This window comes from Variovorax boronicumulans NBRC 103145, assembly GCF_001591345.1.
Lineage (GTDB): Bacteria > Pseudomonadota > Gammaproteobacteria > Burkholderiales > Burkholderiaceae_C > Variovorax > Variovorax boronicumulans.
The window spans coordinates 1-22,452 of record NZ_BCUS01000053.1 but is presented as its reverse complement, the minus strand read 5'-3'; the positions used below and the strand labels follow the sequence as shown (position 1 = coordinate 22,452).

Genomic DNA, 22,452 nt, shown 5'->3' with positions numbered 1-22,452 from the left:
GCCAACGCACTCCCCAGCGTTTCCCCTTGTCCCGCGCCCTTGCGGGGCGTTCAGGCGGCTTCAGCGGCAGGGAATTCGATCTGGATCTTCACATCCGTGACGCGCCCGGCCGCGGCCTCCTCGAAGGCGGCGATGCCGTCTTCGAACGCGAAGGTGCGCGAGATGAAGGGCTTCACGTCGACCTGCCCCGACGCGATGAGTGCCAGCGCGCGCGGGAAGATGTTGGCGTAGCGGAACACCGACTCGATGCGCGCCTCCTTCGCCTGGATCGCGACGATGTCGAAAGCCACCTTCGCGGCGGGTATGCCCACCAGCACGAGGCAGCCGCCGGGGCACAGCAGGTCGAACACGTTGTCGAAGGCGCGCGCGCTGCCGCTGGCTTCGAAGACCACGTTCGCGCCCCAGCCGTCGGTGAGGGCCTGCACGGTGTCGGCGAGGCTCGTGCTGCGCACGTCGACCGTCGTCACCGCCGGGTTGTGGGCGAACAGCGCCAGCTTCTCGGGCACGAGGTCGGCCAGGATCACGCGCGCCGCGCCGCCCGCGAGCGCGGCCAGCGCCGTCATCGCGCCGATGGTGCCGGCGCCGATGACCACCGCCACGTCGCCCGGCTTCAGCGCCGCCTTCTTCGCGGCCTGCAGGCCGATGGCCAGCGGCTCGACGATCGCGCCTTCACCGAAGCTCACGTTGTCGGGCAGGCGGAAGGTGAAGGCGGCCGGATGCACCACGTAGGGCGTGAGGCAGCCGTGGATCGGCGGCGTGGCCCAGAAGCGCACGGCAGGGTCGAGGTTGTAGAAGCCTTCGCGCACGGCGCGCGAGTCCATGTCGGGAATGCCGGGCTCCATGCAGACGCGATCGCCGGGCTTCAGGTGGGTGACTTCGGCGCCCACCTCGGCCACCACGCCCGAGGCCTCGTGGCCGAGGATCATGGGCGCATCGACGACGTAGGGGCCGATGCCGCCGTGCTGGTAGTAATGAACGTCGCTGCCGCACACGCCCACGGTGTGCATGCGGATCTTCACATCGCGCGGGCCGACGTGCAGCGGCAGCTCGACATCGCGCAACGTGATCTCGTGCGCCTTTTCCAGAACCAGTGCTTTCATTGCATCTTTCTCAGAGGGTTGAAACGGGGCCACACACTCAGTGCAGCGCGGCATCCGGACGCAGCAGCGAAGCGCCCGTCGCGACATCGAACAGGTGCACCTGCTGCGCATCGGCCACCAAGCGCAGCGGCTCGCCGAGCCGGGGGCCCGCGGCGGACGGCAGGAGCACGGCGATCTCTTCGCCGCCCTGCCCGACGCTCACCAGCACTTCGTTGCCGAGGTATTCGATGAGCTGGACCTCGCCGGCAAAGCCTTCGCCGTTCGCCCTGGCGGTGTCGAGGTGCAGGTGCGCCGGGCGCACGCCCAGCGTCACGCGCTCGCGGCCTTCGAGCGCGAAGCGGCGCGCATCCACGCGCACCGAACCGCCGCCCCCGCGCAGCTCGCACTGCCCGTTGTCCAGGCCGTGCACCGCCATCTCCATCAGGTTCATCGGCGGCGTGCCGATGAATCCGGCCACGAAGGCCGAGCGCGGGCGCTCGAAGATTTCCTGCGGCGTGCCGACCTGCTCGATGCGCCCGTCGCGCAGCAGCACGATGCGATCGGCCAGCGTCATGGCCTCGTGCTGGTCGTGCGTGACGTACACCGTGGTGGTCTTCAGCGTCTGGTGCAGCTTCGCGATCTCGATGCGCATGTGGTTGCGCAGCTTGGCGTCGAGGTTCGACAGCGGCTCGTCGAACAGGAACACCTTCGGCGTCTTGATCATGGCGCGCGCAATCGCCACGCGCTGCTGCTGGCCGCCCGACAGCTCGGTGGGCTTGCGCTGCAGGTAGCGCTCCAGGCCCAGGGTGTCCGACACCTCCTTGATGCGGCTGTCGATCTCGGCCTTGGGCACCTTCAGGCGCTTGAGCCCGAACGCGATGTTGTCGCGCACCGTCATGTGCGGGTACAGCGCGTAGTTCTGGAACACCATCGCGATGCCGCGCTCCTGCGGCGGCAGGTCGTTCACGCGCTGGCCGCCGATGTGCAGGTCGCCGCCGCTGATGTCTTCCAGGCCCGCGAGCATGCGCAGGATGGTCGACTTGCCGCAGCCCGAGGGGCCGAGGAACACGACGAACTCGTTGTCGGCCACGTCGAGATCGAAGGCATGGACGACCTGCGTTTCCCCGTAGCGCTTGATGAGGTGGTGACAGCGAATGGCAGACATTTTGGGTTCTGGAGAAAGGGAAGCGGCGGGGTTCATTCAGCCTCCCGCTTGCGCTTGAACGCGGCATTGAGAAAACCGCTGAGCACGCCCACCATGAGCAATGGCGGCAGCGACAGCAGGATGACCGAGGCATTCAGGATGCCCCACGGCACATCGCGCCCGAGCTGGCTGAGCTCCGACGCCACGATGGGCAGCGTCTTGGCCTCGGAGGTCGTGAGCATCAGCGCGATGAGGAACTCGTTCCACACCAGCACGAAGCCGAAGGCGATGGCGCCCACCAGCGAGCGCGCGGCAATCGGCAGCGCGATGCGAAAGAAGATCGCGTAAGGCCCGTAGCCGTCGACGCGGCCCGCCTCTTCCACTTCCTTCGGCACCGCCTTGAAGGCCGGGATGGCGAGCCAGATCACGGTCGAGAGCGTGAGCAGCGTGTAGGTGGCGATGAGCGCCACGCGCGAGTCGTACAACTCCAGCTGCAGCCAGATCACCATGAGCGGAATGGCCACGGCCACCGGCGGCAAAAAGCGCATCGACAGCACGAAGAACTGGATGTCGTTGCCCCAACGCAGCGGGTAGCGCGCCAGCGCATAGGCGGCCGGCAGGCCCAGCACCGCGCCGATGATCACCGCTGCGCCCGCCACCACGATCGAGTTGACCAAGCCCGCGGCCACGGCCTCGCGGTTCAGCACGTACAGGTAGTTGTCGAGCGTGGGCGTGAAGAAGAACTTCGGCACGGCCGAGACGATGTCGACCCGGTTCTTGAACGAGTTGAGAAAAGTCCACAGCACGGGCACGAGCGCCGAGAGCCCGGCCGCGATGAGCGCCAGCCGCGCCAGCAGCGTTCCGATGGCAAGCTTCTTCATGATGGCTTGGTCCATTTCCAGATGTAGGTGAACGCGACCGTCGAGGCGACCATCATCAGCACCGCCATGCTCGACGCGTACGAGATGCGGCCCGACTCGATGAAGCCCTGCGAGAAGGCATACATGTCGAGCGTCTCGGTCGAGATGCCGGGGCCGCCGCGCGTCATCACGTAGATGAGGTCGAAGGCGCGCAGCGACTCCACCATCTTCACGAAGGCCAGGCTGATGAGCGGCGCCTTCAGCATCGGCAATGCCACGTAGGCATACACCTCCCAGGTCTTCGCGTGATCGAGACGCGCGGCCTCGAAGGGCTGCGGCGGCAGGGTCTCGAGCAGCTTCAGCACGATGACCCCGAAGAACAGCCCCCACTGCCACACGTCGACGAAGGCCACCGTGAGCAGTGCCAGCACCGGGTCGGCGAACAGGTCCAGCGGCTCGCCGGTGATCGCCTTGTACGGCCACGTGATGAGGCCGAACAGCGGATGGAAGGCGAACTTCCAGACGAAGGCGGCCGACACGCGCGGCAGCAGCACCGGCACGATGAACAGCATCGACAGCACCTGGCGCCAGCGCGGCGTGGCGCAGCGGTGCATCAGCGTGCCCATGAGCACGGCCAGGGCCATGGTGGCGCTGACGGTCAGCACCTCCCACACCAGCGACACGCGCACCGAGTTCAGGAAGCGCCGGTCGGAGAACAGCTGCACGTAGTTGCTGAACCAGACCCAGCCGGTGTCGGCCTGGCCCAGCTCGCGGTCCTGCAGCGAGATGGCAATGGCGAACACCGTCGGCACCAGCGCCAGGACGGCCAGCACGAGCAGCCCCGGCCCGATGAACACGGCCGGCAGCCGTGTCTTGTGGGAACGCATGCTCACTTCTTGCGACGCGCGATCAGTTGCTTGGCGTAGGCGTCGAGTTCGTCGAGCCCGCCCTGGATGTCGGTGCGCGAGCCGGTGATCAGCTCTTCCAGAATGATCCCCCAGCGGTCGCCCAGGTCAGGCCAGGCCGGGTCTTGCCAGAAGTTCACGGCTGTGACCTTGCCGGTGTCGGCCAGCGCCTTGCCCAGGTCGGCGCCATAGCGCTTGGCGAACTCGGGGCTGCCGAGCACGCTGGTGCGGTTGAGTTCGCCGAACTGGCCTTGCGCGAGGCGGCGCTGCTCGTTCTCCTTGGACGTGGCCCAGGCGATGAAGAGGCCCGCGCACTTCTTCGCCTCTTCGGTCTTGTTGGCGCGCGCGCCGATGGCCAGGCCGTGGCCGTAGCCGCCGCCGGTGAGCGGCGCGGGCGGCACGGCGTAGGCGATCTTGCCGACCACGGTCGACATCTTCGGGTCGAGCGCGTTGCCCGCCAGCGGCGTCGACTCGACCAGGATCGCGACCTTGCCGGCCAGGAAGGCGCCGGTGGACTCGTCCCATCCGCCCGTCTTGGTGCCGGGCGCGGAGTACTTGAAGAGATCGAGGTAGGTCTGGGTCGCCTTCACGGCGGCGGGCGAGTTGAAGACCGGCTTGTCCCCGTCGAACCACTGTCCGCCGTAGCCGCGGAAGAACGGCATCCAGCGCCACACGTTGGCGCCCGAGCCGCGCTGGCCGCGCAGCGCCACGCCGTAGACGCCGTTGGCCGGGTCGTTGAGCTTCTTCACGGCCGCCACGAACTCGTCGAGCGTGGCCGGCGGCTTGATGCCCGCTTTCTCGAGCAGGTCCTTGCGGTAGACCATGAGGTCGCCGCCACCGGTGAGGGGCGCGAACCAGGCCTGGCCCGCGAAGGTCGCGACCTTCTGGCGGCCGGCGTCGAAGTCGGCGTAGTCGTAGCTGGCCGGGTAGTACGGCGTGAGCGGCACGATCCACTTGGACTGGACGAACTGCGCCACGTTGGCCTCGTCGACGTAGTACACGTGGTACTTGCCGACCGTGGACGCATCGGCGCGCGACTTGGCGCGGCGGTCGTTCTCGTTGAGGTTGTCCACGCTGAACGAGGCACCGCTCAGGCGCTTGAACTCGTCCTTCGATTTCTCGAGCAGCGTCAGGCCTTCACGCGGCTGCGACAGGACGCGCACGTCCTCCTTGCAGACCTGCGCCAGCGCGGCGGGCGCCAGCGTGGCCAGCGCGAGCGCGAGGCCGGCCAGACGGTGGGAATGCGGAATCGGCATTTGTGTCTCCTTTGTTGTTCGTGCAAGTTGCCGGCGAAATGCCGGCAGAAGCAACGAAACAAAGGTTAGGCGGCCGATCCGAAAGGCCTCCTACACGCCCACCGGGCACCTGATACTTTGCTGCCAAGCCGTCTCGGGGTTTAGCCCAAGAGGCAAGCGCGTATCAGTCGGCAATCAGGCAGCGAGTGGCGTGTGCTGCGCGCTGCGCAGGCCGAAACGCTCCTGCGCCTGCTGCCGGTAGGCCGAGGGCGTCATGCCCTTGAGCTGCAGGAAGCGGCGGTTGAAGTTCGCGAGGTTCGAGAAACCGACTTCGTAGCAGATGTCGCTCACCAGCCGGTCGGACACCTGCAGCATCTCGCAGGCCTTGGTAATGCGCAGCCGCGTGACGAAGTCGGTGAAGGTGCTGCCCATGTGCTTGTGGAAGTAGCGCGAGAAGCTGCTCTCGGCCATGTTGGCGACGCCGCACACGGTGGGCAGCGAGAGCTCTTCGGCCAGATGGGCGTGCAGGTAGTCGAGCACGCGGCGCATGCGGGTGTTGGCCGTGGGGTCCTCGTCGCTCGGGTCGGCGTTGCTCGAGATCTGGCGCCAGTCGCTCCAGCTCGCGAGTTCGTGCAGCAGGCCGATGAACTCCGACAGCCGGGCCATGCCCTTTTGCTTCTGCACCCGCACGAAGCGCTCGCGCACGAGGTCGCCGATGCCGAAGAACTCGATGCCCAGCTTGGCACGGTCGAGCATCGGCAGCACCGTCTCCAGCTCGGGGAACAGGTCGACGCCCTGGCGCAGGGGCGCGTCGCGGAAATGGATCACCATGCTGCGGTCGGCCACGCCTTCGGGCGGCACGTCGTGCGAGATCCAGGTGTGGGGCAGTCGCGCGCCCACCAGGGCGACATAGCCGGGCTCGAAGCGGCCGATGTGGTTGCCGACGAAGGCGTCGCCGCTGGTGCGGTTGATGCACTGCAGCTCGTACTCGTCGTGGTAGTGCCAGCAGTCGAAGGGCCAGGGCACGCCGTGCTGCAGGCAGCGCACCGAACTGCTGCCCGCCGGCTCGAAGCCCAGGCGCGGGTCACGCAAGAGTTCGTGTTCGAGGGCCGGCTTGCGTACGGCGCTGTGTTTGCTCATGTCCTGTCCCCCTGTCCTTGAATGGAGGGGTCGTCGAGCCAGCGCCGTTGCGAGCGGCAGGGCCTGTCAGGCGCCCGCCACCTTCATGCGGTTGACCAGGATCGACCCCGTGGTTTTTGCGCCGAAAGTGTAAGCATCTGCGCCAATTGCTTCAATTCCCATCAACATCTGACGCAAATTGCCGGCAATCGTGATTTCCTGCACCGGATAGGCGATGCGGCCGTTTTCCACCCAGAAACCGCTGGCGCCGCGCGAATAGTCGCCTGTCACGTAGTTGACGCCCTGCCCCATCAGCTCGATCACGAACAGGCCGGTGCCGAGCTTGGCGAGCATGGCGTCGAGGTCGTCGCCGTGCTTCGTGAGGCGCGAGCTCAGCGTCAGGTTGTGCGAGCCGCCGGCGTTGCCGGTGGTCTTCATGCCCAGCTTGCGCGCCGAGTAGGTCGAGAGAAAGTAGCCTTCGAGGCGGCCGGCATCGACCACCTTGCGGGCGCGGGTGATCACGCCTTCGTCGTCGAAGGGCGAGCTGCCCTTGCCGCGCAGCACGTGCGGGTCTTCGGCCACGTCCACGTGCTTGGGCAGCACCGGCTTGCCCAGGGAGTCGAGCAGGAAGGTGCTCTTGCGGTACAGCGCCCCGCCGCTCACGGCCTGCACCAGCCCGCCCAGGAGGCCCACGGCCAGCGGCGACTCGAACAGCACCGGGCATTCGGTGGTCTTGATCTTGCGCGACTTCAGGCGGCTCAGCGCGCGCTCGGCGGCGTAGCGGCCCACGGCCTGCGGGCTGGCCAGTTCGTCGGCCGAGCGCATCGAGCTGTACCAGGCGTCGCGCTGCATGTCGTCGCCCTTGCCGGCGATGGGCGCCACCGAAATCGAGTGCCGCGAGCTGGCATAGCCGCCGCGAAAGCCGTGCGTGTGGGCGCTGAAGAAGTGGCTCTGCTGCGCCGAGACGCCCGCGCCTTCGCTGTTGGTGATGCGCTTGTCGGTCGACAGCGCCGCCGCCTCGCACTCCAGCGCCAGCTTGGCGGCCTGCTCGCTCGTCACGTCCCAGGGGTGGAACAGGTCGAGTTCGGGCTGCACCTTGGCGATGTCTTCCTCGTCGGGCAGGCCGCTCACCGGGTCTTCGGCCGTGAAGCGGGCGATGTCGTAGGCCGCCTGCACCGTGCGGGCGATGGCCGCCTCGGAAAAGTCGGAGGTGCTGGCGTTGCCGCGGCGGTGGCCCACGTAGACCGTGATGCCCAGCGACTTGTCGCGGTTGCGCTCGACGTTCTCGAGCTCGCCCTTGCGCACCGAGACGCTCAGGCCGCAGCCCTCGGAGGCCTCGGCGCCGGCGTCGGTGGCCCCGAGCTTTTTGGCGTGAGCCAGGGCCGAATCGACCAGGTTTTCGAAGAAGGAGCGGCTGTAGGCGAAGCCGGAATCGGCGCGCGAGGAGGATGTCGTCATGTGGTGGCTATGATACTTGCGCCCCCTGTTTCACGTTTTCCCTTCCGCGCCCCCTGTGCGCGTTGCAGCGCCGCACGGCGCGGCCCAGAATCCACCCCATGTCCCGCAAACCCAAAAAAGGCTATTTCGTCCGTGGCCACTTCGTTGCCGAAGGCAGCGAACTCGACCTGGAGCTCAAGCGCGAGCTCAAGGGCGGCACCGACGAAGCCAGCCGCACCGAACTCAAGCGCGAGAGCGCCGAACTGCAGAAACTGGGCGAAGAACTGCTCACCCTGCGTGCCGGCCTGTTCGACGCCCTCCCGCTGAGCGAGAAACTGGTCGATGCCATCGCCGAGGCCAAACGCATCACCAATTTCGAGGGCAAGCGCCGCCAGATGCAGTTCATCGGCAAGCTCATGCGCGCCCTCGACCCCGAGGTGCTCGAGGCCGTGAAGCAGGCGCTGACCGAGCAGAACACCGTGCCGGCCGCCGAAGCCGCTGCGCTGCACGAGGCCGAGCGCTGGCGCGAACGCCTGATCGCCGACGACGACGCCCTCGGCGGCTGGATCGAAACCCACCCCGCCACCGACTCCCAGCAGCTGCGCGCCCTCGTGCGCCAGGCCCGCAAGGACCTGAAGTCCGGCCCCGCCGGCGAAGCACCGCGCCAGGGCAAGGCCTACCGCGAGATCTTCCAGCTCGTGCGCGCGCAGCTCGCGGTGCATGGCGGCGACGATCACGCCGAAGCGGCTGCGGCGCAAGACCGGGAAGAAGACGCATGAGCGAGGCTGGCTTCGACGCGGTGCGCATCGGCATCGTCTCCATCAGCGACCGCGCCTCCAGCGGCACCTACGAAGACAAGGGCCTGCCCGCGCTCAAGGACTGGCTGGGCCGCGCGCTGAAGAACCCCCTCGAATTCGAAGCCCGCCTGATCCCCGACGAGGCCGACCGCATCAGCGCCACGCTCATTGAGCTGGTCGATGCCGGCTGCTCGCTGGTGCTCACCACCGGCGGCACCGGCCCCGCGCTGCGCGACGTCACGCCCGAGGCCACGCTGGCCGTGGCCCACAAGGAAATGCCCGGCTTCGGCGAACAGATGCGCCAGATCAGCCTGCGCTTCGTGCCGACCGCCATCCTCTCGCGGCAGGTGGCCGTCATCCGCGACCAGAGCCTCATCATCAACCTGCCGGGCCAGCCCAAGTCGATCGCCGAGACGCTCGAAGGGCTGAAGGACGCTGACGGCACACAGGTCGTGCCAGGCATCTTCGCCGCCGTGCCCTACTGCATCGACCTGATCGGCGGGCCGTACCTCGAGACCGACGACACGGTCTGCAAGGCCTTCCGGCCCAAGTCGGCGATCCGCGCGCGCTGAGCCCCTTCGCCGCCGGTTCTCGCGCGGCGGCTTTCACCGAAAACTTTCTGCTTCGCCGATGCGCGAAGGGCGCGCTCGCGCCCGCATCGCTCGCCTTGGCTTTTATCGGACCCGTCCGATGGTTCCGCCCCCCTGTTCTTCCTAGAGTTCCTGACGCCCGGGCCGCCGGATCGAACAGCGTGAATTCGCTGCCCGATCCGATCTTTCTTTCCCTTTTCAGAGCATAGGAACTGCATGGCATCCAAAAAGGCAAACGTCTTCGTCGACAACAGCCCGAGCATCGATCAGACAGCGAGCGCACGGCTCTTCACGCCACCGCCGCCCACCATGGACAGCGTCATCGACGACGCAGGCGACATCATGGGCACCCTCGCCTCCGGCGGCGTCACCGACGACCGCCAACCCGAGTTCCAGGGCCAGGGCACGCCGGGCGACACCATCCTCATCAGGAACCACGGCGTCGAGATCGGCCAGACCGTCGTGGACGAAGACGGCCAATGGGCCTTCACGCCGTCGACCGACATGAGCGAAGGCCACCACGTCATCACCATCGTGGCGCGCGACCCCGCCGGCAACGAGAGCGAGCCTTCGGGCCCGTTCAATTTCGAGATCGACGTCACGCCACCCAACGCCAGCAAGCTGTCCATCACCGGCGTCCTCGATACCGCAGGCGGCATCACCGGCAACGTGGCCGCCGGCAAGACCACCGACGACACGCGCCCGCTGCTCACCGGCACGAGCACCGGTCAGCCCGGCCACACCGTCACGGTGATGGTCAGGGACAGCACCGGCACCCATGCGCTGGGTGAAGCCGTCGTCGGCGACAACGGCCAGTGGTCGCTGCAGGTCATGGCGCCACTGGCCGCGGGCCTGAATACCTTCACGCTCGTGGAGAAGGACGCGGCGGGCAACGAGACCGCGCCGACGGGGCGCTACCAGGTGACCATCGACACCAGCAAGCCGACGCCCCCGGTGATCGAGCACGTCTACGACGACGTGGGCGTGCCCCACATGCTGGCCCCCGGCGAGGTCACCAACGACGCCCGGCCGACCCTGCACGGCACGGCCCAGCCCGGCCATACCGTGACGTTCCACGACGGCACCACCGTCCTGGGCACCACCGAGACCCGCGCCGACGGCACCTGGGCGTTCACGCCCAAAGACAACCTGAGCGAGGGTGCGCACCACATCACCGCCACGGCCACCGGCCCGGTGGGCCAGACCGGCGACGCGAGCAGCGCCTGGCACTTCGAGGTCGACACCCTGGCGCCCACGCAGACCCCCACCGTCTCGGGCATCGGCAAGGACAGCGGCATGGACGCCGACGACCACGCCACCAACGACGGCAGCGCGGGGCGCCTGATGACGGGCCGCCTGAGCGCATCGCTCGCGGCCGGCGAGACCTTGCAGGTGTCCACCGACGGCGGCCAGACCTGGAAGACCGCCTTCGTGAGCGGCACCCAATGGAGTGCCCAGGACGACCACAGCCATGCGGGCGACTGGACGGTGCAGACGCGCGTGGTGGACCCGGCCGGCAACGTGGGCCCGGTGAACGCGCAGGCGATGACCCTGGACACCGCCACGCCCCACGCGCCGACTGCGGTCGTGCTGGGCAACGGGCAAGTGACCGTGAGCTTCGACAAGGCCGCGGTGTCGCCGGGCGACCGGATTCACCTGCTCAATGGCAATCAGAACGTGGACCACCTTTTGACGGCGGCAGACATTGCGGCGGGCCAGGCCACCATTGCCGTGACCGACGTCTCGCTGAACCTGGCCGCGTCGGTGGTCAGCGCAACGGGCAATCATTCCCTCTACCTGGTGATCCGATCGAACGCCGAACAGGAAGATTTCGATGCCGGTGAGACCGTCGAACTTGCGCCGGGACAAACAGCCGATGCCGGCATGCTGCTCCTGACAAGAAAAGACGCGGCGGCCGACGCTTCGCCGAACAACGGCGTTTTCGACAGCGCCTCACCCGACCATGGGCAGGCATGGCACATCAGCGGCACCACAAACGCTTCACTGAAGGGCAACACCTACAACGCCATCGAGTTCGACTGGCGGCACTCCCAGGCCACGCAATCGGTCACCTTCTACGACGCATCGGGCAAGGTCATCTTGGAAGGCAGCTTCGGAGCAAGCCACAGCCTTCCGGCCGATGGACATGCCAAATTCATCATGCCCGACGGGCTTTCCTTTGCCTCCTTCGACATCCGGACCGGGCTCGTCGATGGCATCGAGACCGACTGGATCGAGGTCGACAACCTGTCCCTCGCCGTGCTGTACCCGCACCCTGAGCTGGTGGACACCCCCACCCTGCAAGAAATCCAGGCGGGCTCCGACGTCCACTACGGCGGGGCGGGAGACGACGTGTTCCTGCTCCCCGACGTGTCGTACTTCGAGGGCAGCCATGCAAAGGTCATCGGCAACGAGGGACTGGACACCCTCACCCTGACCGGCGCGGACCAGACACTCGACCTGAGCTCGGTCACGGGCAAGCTCAGCGGCGTCGAAGTCGTCGACCTCACCGGCACGGGCGACAACACCTTGAAGCTGTCGCTGGCCGACGTGTTGGAGAACGGCGCGGTCGATCAGTTCGTTGCCAACGGCCGCGTGCAGATGCTGGTCAAGGGCGACGCCGGCGACGCGGTGACGCTGTCGGACGCCCTGTCCAACGGCACCGACCCCGGCGACTGGGTGAGGGGCGCCCACGTGACCATCGACGGCGTGGTCTACGAGGAATACGCGCACTCGGGCTTTGACGCCGCACTGCTGGTGCAGCAGGGCGTGACTGTCAGCTTGCAGAACACCTCCGACACCTTCAGCGATGCCGGGCTCGGGGCCACACCACCGTTCACCGACAGCGATGAAACACTCATCGCCCGATTCGGTTATGCAGACCGGTTGGAGGACGGCGCGGGTGACGACACCGTCCGCCTCCATGGCGACGGCGACTTCGCGCGCGTCCCTGGCGGCCTGGGCGTCGGCACCCTCGCGATGGACGGCAAGGCCATGCACATCGACCTGTCGGCCCTCGACCTGAAGACGGCGCAGGGCGCGCAGAACCCGGTGTCCCCCGACGGCACGGTGCAGATGCAGCCCGCCGGCCCCCACGGCGAGGCTGACCCGCTCGACGGCGGCGGGGTCCAGGGCAGCGATGCCGCGGTGAGCGGCACCGCCGACCACATCTACTCCAACCTCGCCGGCACTGCACTGCTGGTCGAGGACAAGGTCCACGTGACGATCCTTTAGGCCTCCCACTCGCCGGCGCACCCCGCGCCGCGTGCAGCCGACAACGCGACAGCCGCCCCGTGCAGCTGTCGCGTTTTTTCATTTCTGCCTGGCAACACATCGCCTTGTGCCCTTCGGCACGACTTTGTTCGCGCTTTCAGCGCCGACTGACTTCTTCGCGTGCCGCTTTCAGATTCGTCCGATGGCCTTGCACAGGGCTTCTTTCTAGAGTGCCCTACCCCACCAGACCCCACGATCGGATTGCGTTCGCTCGCATGCCGATGCGGTCTTGTTTCTTCATGTCAGAGCACAGGAATTCCATGGCACTCGAGCAGACGAACAGCGTCGCCCCTTTCCAGAACATCGACCTCGCATCGACCTTTGCGCCCCCGCCTCCTTACGTGGGCAGCGCCGCCGACGACGCCGGCGACATCCTGGGCAGCATCGCCCCCGGCGGCGTCACCGACGACCGCCAGCCCACTTTCCAAGGCCAGGGCACGCCGGGCGACACCATCGTCATCCGCGACAACGGCACCGAGATCGGCACCACCGAGGTCGACGCCAACGGCACCTGGACCTTCACGCCCTCGACCGACCTGCTCGAAGGCCAGCACGCCATCACCATCGTCACGCGCGACGACAGCGGCAACGAGGGCACGCCTTCGCCCGCCTTCAACTTCGAGATCGACGTCACCCCGCCCGACGCCAGCCGGCTGGCCGTCACCGGCGTCGCCGACGCCGTGGGTGGCGTCACCGGCAACGTCGCGCCCGGCGGCACCACCGACGACACGCGTCCGCTGCTCAGCGGCAACAGCACCGGCGTGCCCGGCCACACCGTCACCGTGATGGTCAGGGACGCCACCGGCACGCGCGAACTCGGCCAGGCCACCATCGGCGAAAACGGCCAATGGACCTTCCAGGTCGATGCCCCGCTGGCCGCAGGCCCGAACACCTTCACGCTCGTAGAGCGCGATGCCGCCGGCAACGAGACTATGCCCACCGGCCGCTACACCGTCACCGTCAACACCGACAAGCCGAATGCCCCGGTGATCGACAGCGTGTTCGACGACGTGGGCGAGCCGCACATGCTGCAGCAAGGCGAAGCCACCAACGACGCCAGGCCGACCCTGGCGGGCACGGCGCAGGCGAATCACACCGTCAAGTTCCATGACGGCAGCACCTTCCTGGGTCAGGTCGTGGCCGACGCCTCAGGCAAGTGGAGCTTCACGCCCGAGATCGACCTGACCGATGGGGCGCACGGCATCACCGCCACGTCCACCAGCCCCGTGGGCCAGACCAGCGAGGCCAGCGGCAGCTGGAACTTCGTGGTGGACACGGCGCCGCCGGCCAAGCCGACCATCGTTTCGGTGGTCGACGACGTGGGCCCGGTGACCGGCAATGTGAGCAAGGACGGGTTCACCAACGACACCCGGCCGGCGCTCTCGGGCAAGGCTGAGGCCGACAGCACCGTGGTCATCCATGACAACGGCGTCGAACTCACCAAGGTGACGGCCAACGCCTCGGGCGATTGGACGTACACGCCGGCAACGGCACTGGGCCAGGGCGGGCACAGCATCACCGTAACGGCCGTGGACAAGGCAGGCAACACCAGCGTGGAATCGGATGCGTTCGGCTTCACCGTGGACACGGTGGCACCGACAGCCACAGCTACGGTTTCAAGCATCGGCAAGGACAGCGGTTTCAGCGATGTCGATTACCTGACGAACGACGGCAGCGCGGGGCGCTTGATGCGAGGCAGCCTGTCTGCCTCGCTCGCGGCGAGCGAGGCCCTGCAAGTGTCAACCGACGGCGGCAAGACCTGGAAGACGGCCTTTGTCTCGGGTACCCAATGGAGTGCGCAGGACGACAGCAGCCACACGGGCGACTGGGCAGTGCAGAGACGTGTGGTGGATGCAGCCGGCAACGTTGGCACAGTGAAATCACAGGCAATCTCATTGGATACCGTTGCACCCAGCGCACCGACCTCGGTGGTGATGGATGGCCTGAGCGGCGTGAACATCTCCTTTGACAAGACAAATGCAAAGGCTGGAGATCGAATTCACGTAACCACGAGCGACAGACAATTCGACTATCAATTGACAACCGCCGATATAGCTGCAGGGAAAGCGACGATCAATGACCCATCAATTGCAGTGTCTCAAAGAATTACTGCCGCCCTTGTTGACCAAGCCGGAAATTCTTCAGTCACCGCCTCTTTTGAAATAATCAGCACCACTGAAAAGTTCAATCACGCCAGACAAATCAATATTCCCAAACTTGAAACAAATTTCGGCAGCGTCGTCCGGGAATCTGGGCATCTAAGCGTTGGAGGGTATTTCAATCACTCCTACCCGAACGCGGGGAATCTTTACATCGGACGCACCAATGGCGCTGCAGTAGCCGTCACCAACTACGACGTGATCAGGTTCGACCTGAACAGACCCGCCAACAAGGTCATCATCAATGTCGCATACGATAACGCCGGCGCCAATTATTTTGAGTTTTATGACTCAACAGGAAGTGCACTGGGTAAAACTTTCGTTACCACGGACTCGGGCTCCCATGAGCATACATTCACATCATCAAGCGGAAAATCAATTTCCTATTTCAAGTATTTCGCCATGGGGGAAATAAATGGCATCAACATTGAACGGATCACGGTGGAGTACTCTCAATCCGCGCTGGGGAACAGTGATGTCGATGTCACAAGAAACGACGGGTACCTGGGCTCGGCAAGTACAGATACTTTCGTGCTTCGAGATGCCGGTGTTCTGCAAAATTTCAGTGGCTATATCAAGGGCAATGGCGGCACCGACACGCTGAAGCTGACGGGCGCCAACCAGACGCTCGACCTGACTACCCTCGCAGGCAAAGTCAGCTCGGTCGAAGTCATCGACATCACCGGCACGGGCAACAACACGCTCAAGCTGTCGCTGGCCGACGTGATGGAGAACGGCGCCATGAACCAGTTCGTGTCTGACGGCCGCGTGCAGATGATGGTCAAGGGCAATGCCGGCGACAAGGTCACGCTGACGGACGTGCTGCCCAACGGCACCGACCCGGGCGACTGGGTCAAGAAGGCCAACGTCACGGTGGGCGGTGTGGTCTACGAGGTGTATCAGCACTCGGGCTTCGACGCCGAGCTGCTCGTGCAGCAAGGCGTGACGGTCACGCTGCAGAACACGGGCGCTGGCACGTTCCACATCAGTCCCGAGGCCGAGGTCCATGTGCTCGACCACGCCACGCAGGTTTACACCGACAACGACGACACGCTCATCGCCAGGCTCGGTTTCGCGGACCGGCTTGCGGGCGCTGCCGGCAACGACAGCCTCCTGAATGTCGGCTCGGCCGACGTGGCCCACGGCGGCGCGGGCAACGATGTCATCCACGTCCTCAGCGGCGACTTTGAACGCGTCGACGGCGGACTGGGCATCGACACCCTGGCGATGGATGGCAAGGCCATGCACATCGACCTCTCGGCCCTCGGGGCCAAGGTGCAGGGCTTCGAGAAGTTCGACTTGGGCGCCGGCGGCAACACGCTGGCACTGCACGCCGACGACGTGCTGGCCCGCGGCATGCGCGGCATGGTCACGGCAGACGGCAAGGTGCAGATGCTGGTCAGCGGCGCCAATGGCGATGTGAACCTGCTCGGCGGCAACGACAGCTGGACCCAGGGCGATAGCGCCACGGTGAGCGGCGTGACCTACATCGTCTACACCAACCTCGCCGGCACCGCCGAACTGCTGGTCGAAGACAAGGTCCACGTGACCATCCTCTAAGCCTGCAGACAGGCCATGCGGCGCCCCATCGGCGCCGCCCCCGACGCGACAGTTGCCCCGTGCGACTGTCGCGTTTTTTGTCGTGCCCCGCCCTCGCGTCAGCCCGCCGTCACCGCAGGCCCGAACTCATGGGTCTCCCCCGCCTGCTCGCACGGCACGCGCTCCACCTGCACGGTCGAGTGGTGGATATCGAACTTCTCGGCCAGCAGGCCGCGCAGCTGCAGCATCAGCGGTGCCAGGTCGACCACGTCGGGCGTGCACACCACGTGCACGCTCAGGCTCACCTTGCCGCTGGACAGTGCCCACACATGCAGGTCGTGCAGGCCGGCCACGCCCGGCTGGGCCTGCAGCGCGCGCTCGACCTCGGGCAGGTCGATCTCGTCGGGCACGCCTTCGAGCAGCACGTTGAGGCTCTCGCGCAAGAGGCGCCAGGTGCGCGGCAGCACCCACAGGCCGATGGCGACGGCGATCACCGAATCGACCCAGGCCCAGCCGGTGAAGCGGATGACGAGCGCGCCCACGATCACGCCGACGGAGCCGAGCATGTCGGCCCACACCTCGAGGTACGCGCCCTTCACGTTGAGGCTCTCGTTCTTGCCGCTGGCCAGCAGGCGCATGCCGATGAGGTTGACCACCAGGCCGCCGATGGCCACGAGCAGCATCATGGTCGACTGGATCTCGGCCGGCTGCGAGATGCGCCGGTACGCCTCGTAGAGCACGTAGATCGCCACGAAGAACAGCAGCACCGCATTGACCACGGCCGCCAGGATCTCGAAGCGGTAGTAGCCGAAAGTGCGGCGCTTGTCCGCCGGCCGCTTGCCCAGCCAGATGGCGGCCAGCGAGATGGCCAGCGCCACGGTGTCGGTGGCCATGTGGGCCGCGTCGGACAGCAGCGCCAGGCTGCCCGACACCAGCCCGCCGATCACCTCGGCGACGAGGTAGGTCGAGGTCAGCGCCAGCGCCCAGCGCAGCGCCTTCTCGTTGCCACCAGCAACGGCTGTGGCGTGTGAATGCTCATGGGCCATGGGAACCTTGCAGTGCGGGATCGAGAGGTGCGCCGTGTTGCTGCTCTGCATTGGCTTCCTGCACCTCGTCTTCATCGCGCCGGTGCGCGATGCGGTACAGCAGCGGCAACACCAGCAGCGTCAGCGCGGTCGACGACAGGATACCGCCGATGACCACGGTGGCCAGCGGGCGCTGCACTTCGGCGCCCGTGCCGGTGGCGATGGCCATGGGCACGAAGCCCAGCGAGGCGACCAGCGCGGTCATGAGCACGGGGCGCAGCCGCGTGAGCGCGCCTTCGCGAATCGCCGCGTCCAGCGGCAGGCCGCCTTCGCGCAGGTTGCGGATGAACGAGATCATCACCAGCCCGTTGAGCACGGCCACGCCCGACAGCGCAATGAAGCCCACCGCCGCCGAGATCGACAGCGGAATGCCGCGCAGCCACAGCGCGACGATGCCGCCCGTGAGCGCGAACGGAATGCCGGTGAACACCAGCAGCCCGTCCTTCAGGTTGCCGAACATGGCGAACAGCAGCGTGAACACCAGCAGCAGCGACACCGGCACCACCACCTGCAGGCGCTGCGTGGCGGAGGCCAGGTTCTCGTACTGGCCGCCCCACACGGTCCAGTAGCCCGGCGGAATGCGCACGGCGCGCATGGCCTCCTCGGCCTCGGCCACGAAGGAGCCGAGGTCGCGCCCGCGCACGTTGGCGCTCACCACGATGCGGCGCTTGCCGTCTTCGCGGCTCACCTGGTTGGGGCCGGGCGCGAGGTCGAGCGTGGCCACCTCGCCCAGCGGGATGAAGCTGGTGCGCAGACCCTCGCCGCCCGCACCCTTCGGCAGCGCGATCGGCAGGCGGCGGATGGCGTCCAGGTCGGTGCGCAGGGTCTCGGGCAGGCGCACGAGGATGTCGAAGCGGCGGTCGCCGTCGAACAGCGTGCCGGCCTCGCGCCCGCCCACAGCGGTCGAAATGGCGTCCTGCACGTCGCCCACGTTCAGGCCGTAGCGCGCGGTCTTCTGGCGGTCGATGTTCACGGTGAGCATCGGCAGGCCGGTGGTCTGCTCCACCTTCACCTCGGCGGCACCGGGCACCTTGCCCAGCGCGTTCGACACCTGCGCGGCGGTCTGGTTGAGCACGTCCATGTCGTCGCCGAAGATCTTCACGGCCACGTCGCTGCGCACGCCCGAGATCAGTTCGTTGAAGCGCAGCTGGATCGGTTGCGAGAACTCGTAGTTGTTGCCCGGCAGCTTCTCGACCTCTTCCTGCACGGCGGCCAGCAGCTCGGGCCGCGTGCGCTTCGGCTTGGGCCATTCGCTCTCGGGCTTGAGCATGATGTAGCCATCGGAGATGTTCGGCGGCATCGGGTCGGACGCGATCTCGGCCGTGCCGGTGCGTGCGAACACGCGCTCGATCTCGGGGAACTTGTCTTTCAGCGTGCGCTCGAGCTGCTTTTGCATCTCGACCGACTGCGTGAGGCTGGTGCCCGGAATGCGCAGCGCCTGGATGGCGAAGTCGCCCTCGCTCAGGCTGGGCACGAACTCGGTGCCCAGGCGCGTGGCCAGCAGGCCCGACAGCACCACGGCCACCACCGCCGTGGTGACGACCAGCGGCTTGGCATTCATCGCGCGCGACAGCAGCGGTGCATAGCCGCGCTTGGCCCACAGCATGAGGCGGTTTTCCTTCTCGGCGACCTTGTTGCCGATGAACAGCGCCACGGCGGCCGGGATGAAGGTGATCGACAAAATCATCGCGCCCAAGAGCGCAATCACCACGGTGAAGGCCATCGGGTGGAACAGCTTGCCCTCGACGCCGGTGAGCGCAAAGATCGGCAGGTACACGATCATGATGATCAGCTGGCCGAACAGCAGCGGCCGGCGCGCCTCCTGCGAGGCCGCGAACACCTCATGAAAGCGCTCGCTGCGCGTGAGCGCCCTGCCGTGTTTCTCCTGCGCGTGCGCCAGGCGCCGCACGCAGTTCTCCACGATCACCACGGCGCCGTCGATGATGATGCCGAAGTCGAGCGCGCCCAAACTCATGAGGTTGGCGCTGACCTTCTGGTTCACCATGCCGGTGAAGGTGAAGAGCATCGACAGCGGGATCACCGTCGCGGTGATGATGGCCGCGCGGATGTTGCCCAAAAACAGGAACAGGATCGCCACCACCAGCACCGCGCCCTCGAAGAGGTTCTTCTTCACGGTGGCGATGGCCTTGTCGACCAGCACCGTGCGGTCGTACACCGTCACGGCCTTCACGCCCGCGGGCAGCGTGCGGTTGATCTCCTGCATCTTCTTGTCGACCGCCTGCGAGACGGTGCGGCTGTTCTCGCCGATGAGCATGAACACCGTGCCCAGCACCACCTCGCGGCCGTTGTCGGTGGCGGCGCCGGTGCGCAGCTCCTGGCCGATGCCGACCTCGGCCACGTCGGACACGCGCAGCGGAATGCCGCCGGCGTTGCCCAGAATCACGTTGCCGATGTCTTCCACCGACTTCACCTGCCCCGGCGCGCGAATGAGGTACTGCTCGCCGCGCTTCTCGATGTAGCCCGCGCCCACGTTGGCGTTGTTGCGCTCCAGCGCGGTGACCAGGTCGGTCATCGTGAGGCCGTGCGCCAGCAGCTTGGCGGGGTCGGGTGCGATCTGGAACTCCTTGGCGTAGCCGCCGATGGAGTTGATCTCGGTCACGCCCGGCACGTTGCGCAGCTGCGGCTTGATGATCCAGTCTTGAATCTCCCGCAGGTCGGTGGGCGTGTAGGGCTTGCCGTCGGCCTTCTTGGCGCCCTCTTCGGTCTCGACCGTCCACAGGTAGATCTCGCCCAGGCCGGTCGAGATGGGCCCGATCACCGGCGACACGCCGGGCGGCATGCTCTCGCGCGCCGACTGGATGCGCTCGTTCACGAGCTGGCGCGCAAAGTAGATGTCGGTGCCGTCCTTGAAGATCACCGTGACCTGCGACAGGCCGTAGCGCGACAGCGAGCGCGTCTGCTGCAGGCCCGGCAGGCCGGCCATGACGGTCTCGATGGGGTATGTGACGCGCTGCTCGGCTTCGAGCGGCGAGTAGCCGGGTGCGGACGTGTTGATCTGCACCTGCACGTTGGTGATGTCGGGCACGGCGTCGATGGGCAGCTTCTGGTAGCTGAAGACGCCGAGCGCCGCCATGCCGAGCACGGCCAGCAGGATCAGCCAGCGCTGCTCGATGGAGAAGCGGATGATGCGTTCGAACATGCGGTCGTCCTCAGTGGGTGTGCGTGGCCGAGCTCTTGCCCTGCTGCGACTTCACGACGAAGCTGCCGCTGGCCGCGTAGGCCGCGCCGGGCTTCAGGCCGCCCACGATCTCGACGCGCTGGCCGTCGCTGCGGCCGGTCTTCACGTGCTGCGGCACGAAGCCGCCGGGCACGCGCAGGAACACGGTGGGCTGGTCGTCCACGGTCTGCACGGCTTCGGCGGACACGGTGACGGTCGCGTCGGTTTCCGACGCGACCAGCTCCACGTTCACGAACAGGCCCGGGCGCCAGGTGCGCTGCGGGTTGGTGAGCGTGACGCGCGCGGTGGCGGTGCGTGTCTGTGCGCCGATGAGCGAGCCCACGTACGACACGGTGCCGCGCGCGGCCTGGTCGAAGGCGCCGGCGCGGATGGTCACGGCCTCGCCGATGCGCACCAGGTTCAGGTTGCTGGCCGGCACGCTGATCTCGGCCCACACGGTGGAGAGGTCGGAAATGGTGAACACGTTGACCGCCTCGCCCACCGATTCGCCCAGCGAGATGTGCTTTTCGACGACCATGCCGTCGAAGGGCGCGCGCAGTTCGTAGCGGCCCAGCGCCGACGAGCCGGGCGTGGCGCCCAGCGCCAGCAGCTTCTGGTTGGCGTTGGCCACGGCGATCTGCGCCTCCTGCATGGCCTGCTCGGCCTGCAGGTAGTCCTGCTGCGGGGAGATCTTTTCTTCCCACAGTTTCTTCTCGCGGTCGTGGGTGGTGCGCGCCAGCGCCAGCCGGCGTTGCGCGGTCTGCAGCTCGCTGCGCTGCTCCGAGAGCGCGGGGCTGGAGATCACGGCCAGCACCTGGCCGCGCTTGACTTCCTGGCCCAGGTTGGCCGACACGCTGTCGACCACGCCCGCCACGCGCGGCACCACGTGGGCCGTGCGGTCTTCGTTGAACTTGATCTCGCCGGGCAGCTGCAGCGACGTCTTGATGCGCGCCGGACCGACGCTGTCGATCGCGATGCCGGCGGCCTTGACCTGCTCGTCGGTGAAGGGGATCTTTTCTTCGTCTTCCTTGTGGGCGTTGGCGGCGGCCTTCTGGGGCTCTGCCGATGCGGGCGCTTCCTTGCCCGCGTCCTTGCCGGCATCCTTGCCTTCTTCCGCGTGGTGTTCCTTGTCGCCATGGCCTTCGTCATGCGAATGGCCGTGGTCGTCTTCCTTGCCCTTGGCGTGGCTCTTGTCTTCCTCGTGGTGCTCGCCGTCGGCATGGCCGGCGGACTCCGAGTGGCCGCCCGCCTCGGGCTTGGACGGTGCGGTGCGCAGGATGAGCGCGCCGGCAACGAGGCCGGCGAGCAGGACGGCGGCAATGGCGATCCACTGCTTGCGGCCGGCGGACGATGTGCGGTTGTGTGGTGTGGTCATGGTCGGAATCGGTTCGGTGTTCTTCTTCAGCGCGCGACCGGCGTCGGGTTCGGCGTCGCGTTCGAGGCGATGTCGTCGCCCCCGGTGCCCAGCAGGCGGTCGAGCTCGCCGGCCGCGCGGTGCGCCTCGGCCAGCGCAACGAGGTACTGGTTGCGCACCTGGAACAGCGTGCGCTGCGCGTCGAGCGCTTCGAGAAAGCTGAACTTGCCCAGCTCGAAGCCCTTGGTGGCGGCGCGGTAGGCGGTCTCGGCACCGGGCAGTGCGTCGCGCTGCAGCGTCTCGGCGGTGGCGCGTGCCGAGCGCAGGCGCTCGCTGGCCTGGGCCACGTCGGCGCCCAGTTGCAGCTCGGCGGCGGCGAGTTCGTCGCGTGCCTTGTCTTCGCGGCTCAATGCTTCGGCGATGTTGCCGCGGTTGGTGTCGAAGATCGGCAGCGGCACCGACAGGCCCACCACCACCTGGTTGCGCCGGCTGCTGCTCACGGCCTCGCCGCCCTCGCCTTCGGACGCGGGCACGCGCTTGACGCCGAGCGACACGGTCACGTCGGGAATGCGCTTGGCCTGCTCCAGGTCGCTGAGCGCGCGACGGCGCTCGACCTCGAGCCGGGCCTGGCGCAGCACGGGCGCATCGGGCAGGCGGCGCGCCACCTCGGGCGCGGCGGCCTGGGCGGGCAGCTGGTC

Annotated in this window: 15 protein-coding genes; 4 read left to right on the top strand and 11 right to left on the bottom strand. The window is 67.1% G+C overall.

The features are described 5' to 3' along the window. Positions 1–50: 50 nt before the first annotated feature. The 7 genes from VBO01S_RS16590 to pmbA all read right to left on the bottom strand — a co-directional run bounded on the left by VBO01S_RS16590 (position 51) and on the right by pmbA (position 7,800). A complete protein-coding gene (locus tag VBO01S_RS16590; RefSeq protein WP_062476499.1) occupies positions 51–1,100 on the bottom strand; it encodes an NAD(P)-dependent alcohol dehydrogenase in 1,050 nt (349 codons plus the stop codon). Positions 1,101–1,137: 37 nt separating this feature from the next. Beyond that, complete coding sequence (locus tag VBO01S_RS16585; protein ID WP_062476496.1) at positions 1,138–2,244, bottom strand: ABC transporter ATP-binding protein; 1,107 nt, start codon at positions 2,242–2,244, stop codon at positions 1,138–1,140. Between the two features lie 32 nt (positions 2,245–2,276). Beyond that, entirely contained in the window at positions 2,277–3,089 is an 813-nt protein-coding gene (locus VBO01S_RS16580; RefSeq protein ID WP_206167906.1) for a carbohydrate ABC transporter permease, read from the bottom strand. Positions 3,090–3,100: 11 nt separating this feature from the next. Then, positions 3,101–3,970 carry a carbohydrate ABC transporter permease gene (locus VBO01S_RS16575; RefSeq protein WP_062476493.1) on the bottom strand — a complete coding sequence of 290 codons (870 nt, stop codon included), beginning with the start codon at positions 3,968–3,970 and terminating at the stop codon, positions 3,101–3,103. 2 nt (positions 3,971–3,972) lie between these two features. Continuing rightward, a complete protein-coding gene (locus VBO01S_RS16570; protein WP_062476490.1) occupies positions 3,973–5,244 on the bottom strand; it encodes an ABC transporter substrate-binding protein in 1,272 nt (423 codons plus the stop codon). Positions 5,245–5,418: 174 nt separating this feature from the next. Then, positions 5,419–6,363 (bottom strand): helix-turn-helix domain-containing protein, encoded by a 945-nt coding sequence (locus VBO01S_RS16565; protein ID WP_062476487.1) that lies wholly within the window; start codon positions 6,361–6,363, stop codon positions 5,419–5,421. Positions 6,364–6,429: 66 nt separating this feature from the next. Then, positions 6,430–7,800, bottom strand: coding sequence for a metalloprotease PmbA (gene pmbA / locus VBO01S_RS16560; RefSeq protein WP_062476484.1), 1,371 nt, complete (start codon positions 7,798–7,800; stop codon positions 6,430–6,432). A 98-nt stretch (positions 7,801–7,898) separates the two neighbouring features. On the opposite strand from pmbA, the gene yjgA reads away from it, so the two are divergent. The 4 genes from yjgA to VBO01S_RS16540 all read left to right on the top strand — a co-directional run bounded on the left by yjgA (position 7,899) and on the right by VBO01S_RS16540 (position 16,158). Further along, positions 7,899–8,558: a ribosome biogenesis factor YjgA gene (gene yjgA / locus VBO01S_RS16555; RefSeq protein WP_062476481.1), complete on the top strand. Its 660-nt coding sequence runs from the start codon at positions 7,899–7,901 to the stop codon at positions 8,556–8,558. Beyond that, positions 8,555–9,148 (top strand): molybdopterin adenylyltransferase, encoded by a 594-nt coding sequence (gene mog / locus VBO01S_RS16550; protein WP_062476477.1) that lies wholly within the window; start codon positions 8,555–8,557, stop codon positions 9,146–9,148. Before yjgA ends, mog begins: the two co-directional genes overlap by 4 nt. Positions 9,149–9,382: 234 nt before the next feature. Continuing rightward, entirely contained in the window at positions 9,383–12,400 is a 3,018-nt protein-coding gene (locus VBO01S_RS16545; protein ID WP_062476474.1) for an Ig-like domain-containing protein, read from the top strand. 299 nt (positions 12,401–12,699) lie between these two features. Next, complete coding sequence (locus VBO01S_RS16540; RefSeq protein WP_062476471.1) at positions 12,700–16,158, top strand: Ig-like domain-containing protein; 3,459 nt, start codon at positions 12,700–12,702, stop codon at positions 16,156–16,158. A 98-nt stretch (positions 16,159–16,256) separates the two neighbouring features. On the opposite strand, the gene VBO01S_RS16535 is transcribed toward VBO01S_RS16540, so the two are convergent. The 4 genes from VBO01S_RS16535 to VBO01S_RS16520 form a co-directional block, all read right to left on the bottom strand. Continuing rightward, entirely contained in the window at positions 16,257–17,183 is a 927-nt protein-coding gene (locus VBO01S_RS16535; RefSeq protein ID WP_062476546.1) for a cation diffusion facilitator family transporter, read from the bottom strand. Next, positions 17,173–20,382 carry a CusA/CzcA family heavy metal efflux RND transporter gene (locus VBO01S_RS16530; RefSeq protein ID WP_062476469.1) on the bottom strand — a complete coding sequence of 1,070 codons (3,210 nt, stop codon included), beginning with the start codon at positions 20,380–20,382 and terminating at the stop codon, positions 17,173–17,175. Before VBO01S_RS16530 ends, VBO01S_RS16535 begins: the two co-directional genes overlap by 11 nt. 10 nt (positions 20,383–20,392) lie before the next feature. Then, the gene (locus VBO01S_RS16525) at positions 20,393–21,775 is read right to left on the bottom strand and encodes an efflux RND transporter periplasmic adaptor subunit (protein ID WP_062476466.1); all 1,383 of its coding nucleotides are present in this window, start codon (positions 21,773–21,775) and stop codon (positions 20,393–20,395) included. Between the two features lie 26 nt (positions 21,776–21,801). Continuing rightward, positions 21,802–22,452 (bottom strand): TolC family protein (locus VBO01S_RS16520; RefSeq protein WP_169805061.1); only part of this gene is annotated, 651 nt, incomplete at its 5' end.

Excerpts from the sequence above, each read along its gene's own strand:
- VBO01S_RS16540 (WP_062476471.1), top strand. The coding sequence starts at position 12,700 with ATGGCACTCGAGCAGACGAACAGCGTCGCCCCTTTCCAGAACATCGAC.
- mog (WP_062476477.1), top strand. The coding sequence starts at position 8,555 with ATGAGCGAGGCTGGCTTCGACGCGGTGCGCATCGGCATCGTCTCCATC.
- VBO01S_RS16570 (WP_062476490.1), bottom strand. The coding sequence starts at position 5,244 with ATGCCGATTCCGCATTCCCACCGTCTGGCCGGCCTCGCGCTCGCGCTG.
- yjgA (WP_062476481.1), top strand. The coding sequence starts at position 7,899 with ATGTCCCGCAAACCCAAAAAAGGCTATTTCGTCCGTGGCCACTTCGTT.
- VBO01S_RS16535 (WP_062476546.1), bottom strand. The coding sequence starts at position 17,183 with ATGGCCCATGAGCATTCACACGCCACAGCCGTTGCTGGTGGCAACGAG.
- VBO01S_RS16545 (WP_062476474.1), top strand. The coding sequence starts at position 9,383 with ATGGCATCCAAAAAGGCAAACGTCTTCGTCGACAACAGCCCGAGCATC.
- pmbA (WP_062476484.1), bottom strand. The coding sequence starts at position 7,800 with ATGACGACATCCTCCTCGCGCGCCGATTCCGGCTTCGCCTACAGCCGC.
- VBO01S_RS16530 (WP_062476469.1), bottom strand. The coding sequence starts at position 20,382 with ATGTTCGAACGCATCATCCGCTTCTCCATCGAGCAGCGCTGGCTGATC.
- VBO01S_RS16575 (WP_062476493.1), bottom strand. The coding sequence starts at position 3,970 with ATGCGTTCCCACAAGACACGGCTGCCGGCCGTGTTCATCGGGCCGGGG.
- VBO01S_RS16585 (WP_062476496.1), bottom strand. The coding sequence starts at position 2,244 with ATGTCTGCCATTCGCTGTCACCACCTCATCAAGCGCTACGGGGAAACG.
- VBO01S_RS16565 (WP_062476487.1), bottom strand. The coding sequence starts at position 6,363 with ATGAGCAAACACAGCGCCGTACGCAAGCCGGCCCTCGAACACGAACTC.
- VBO01S_RS16525 (WP_062476466.1), bottom strand. The coding sequence starts at position 21,775 with ATGACCACACCACACAACCGCACATCGTCCGCCGGCCGCAAGCAGTGG.
- VBO01S_RS16590 (WP_062476499.1), bottom strand. The coding sequence starts at position 1,100 with ATGAAAGCACTGGTTCTGGAAAAGGCGCACGAGATCACGTTGCGCGAT.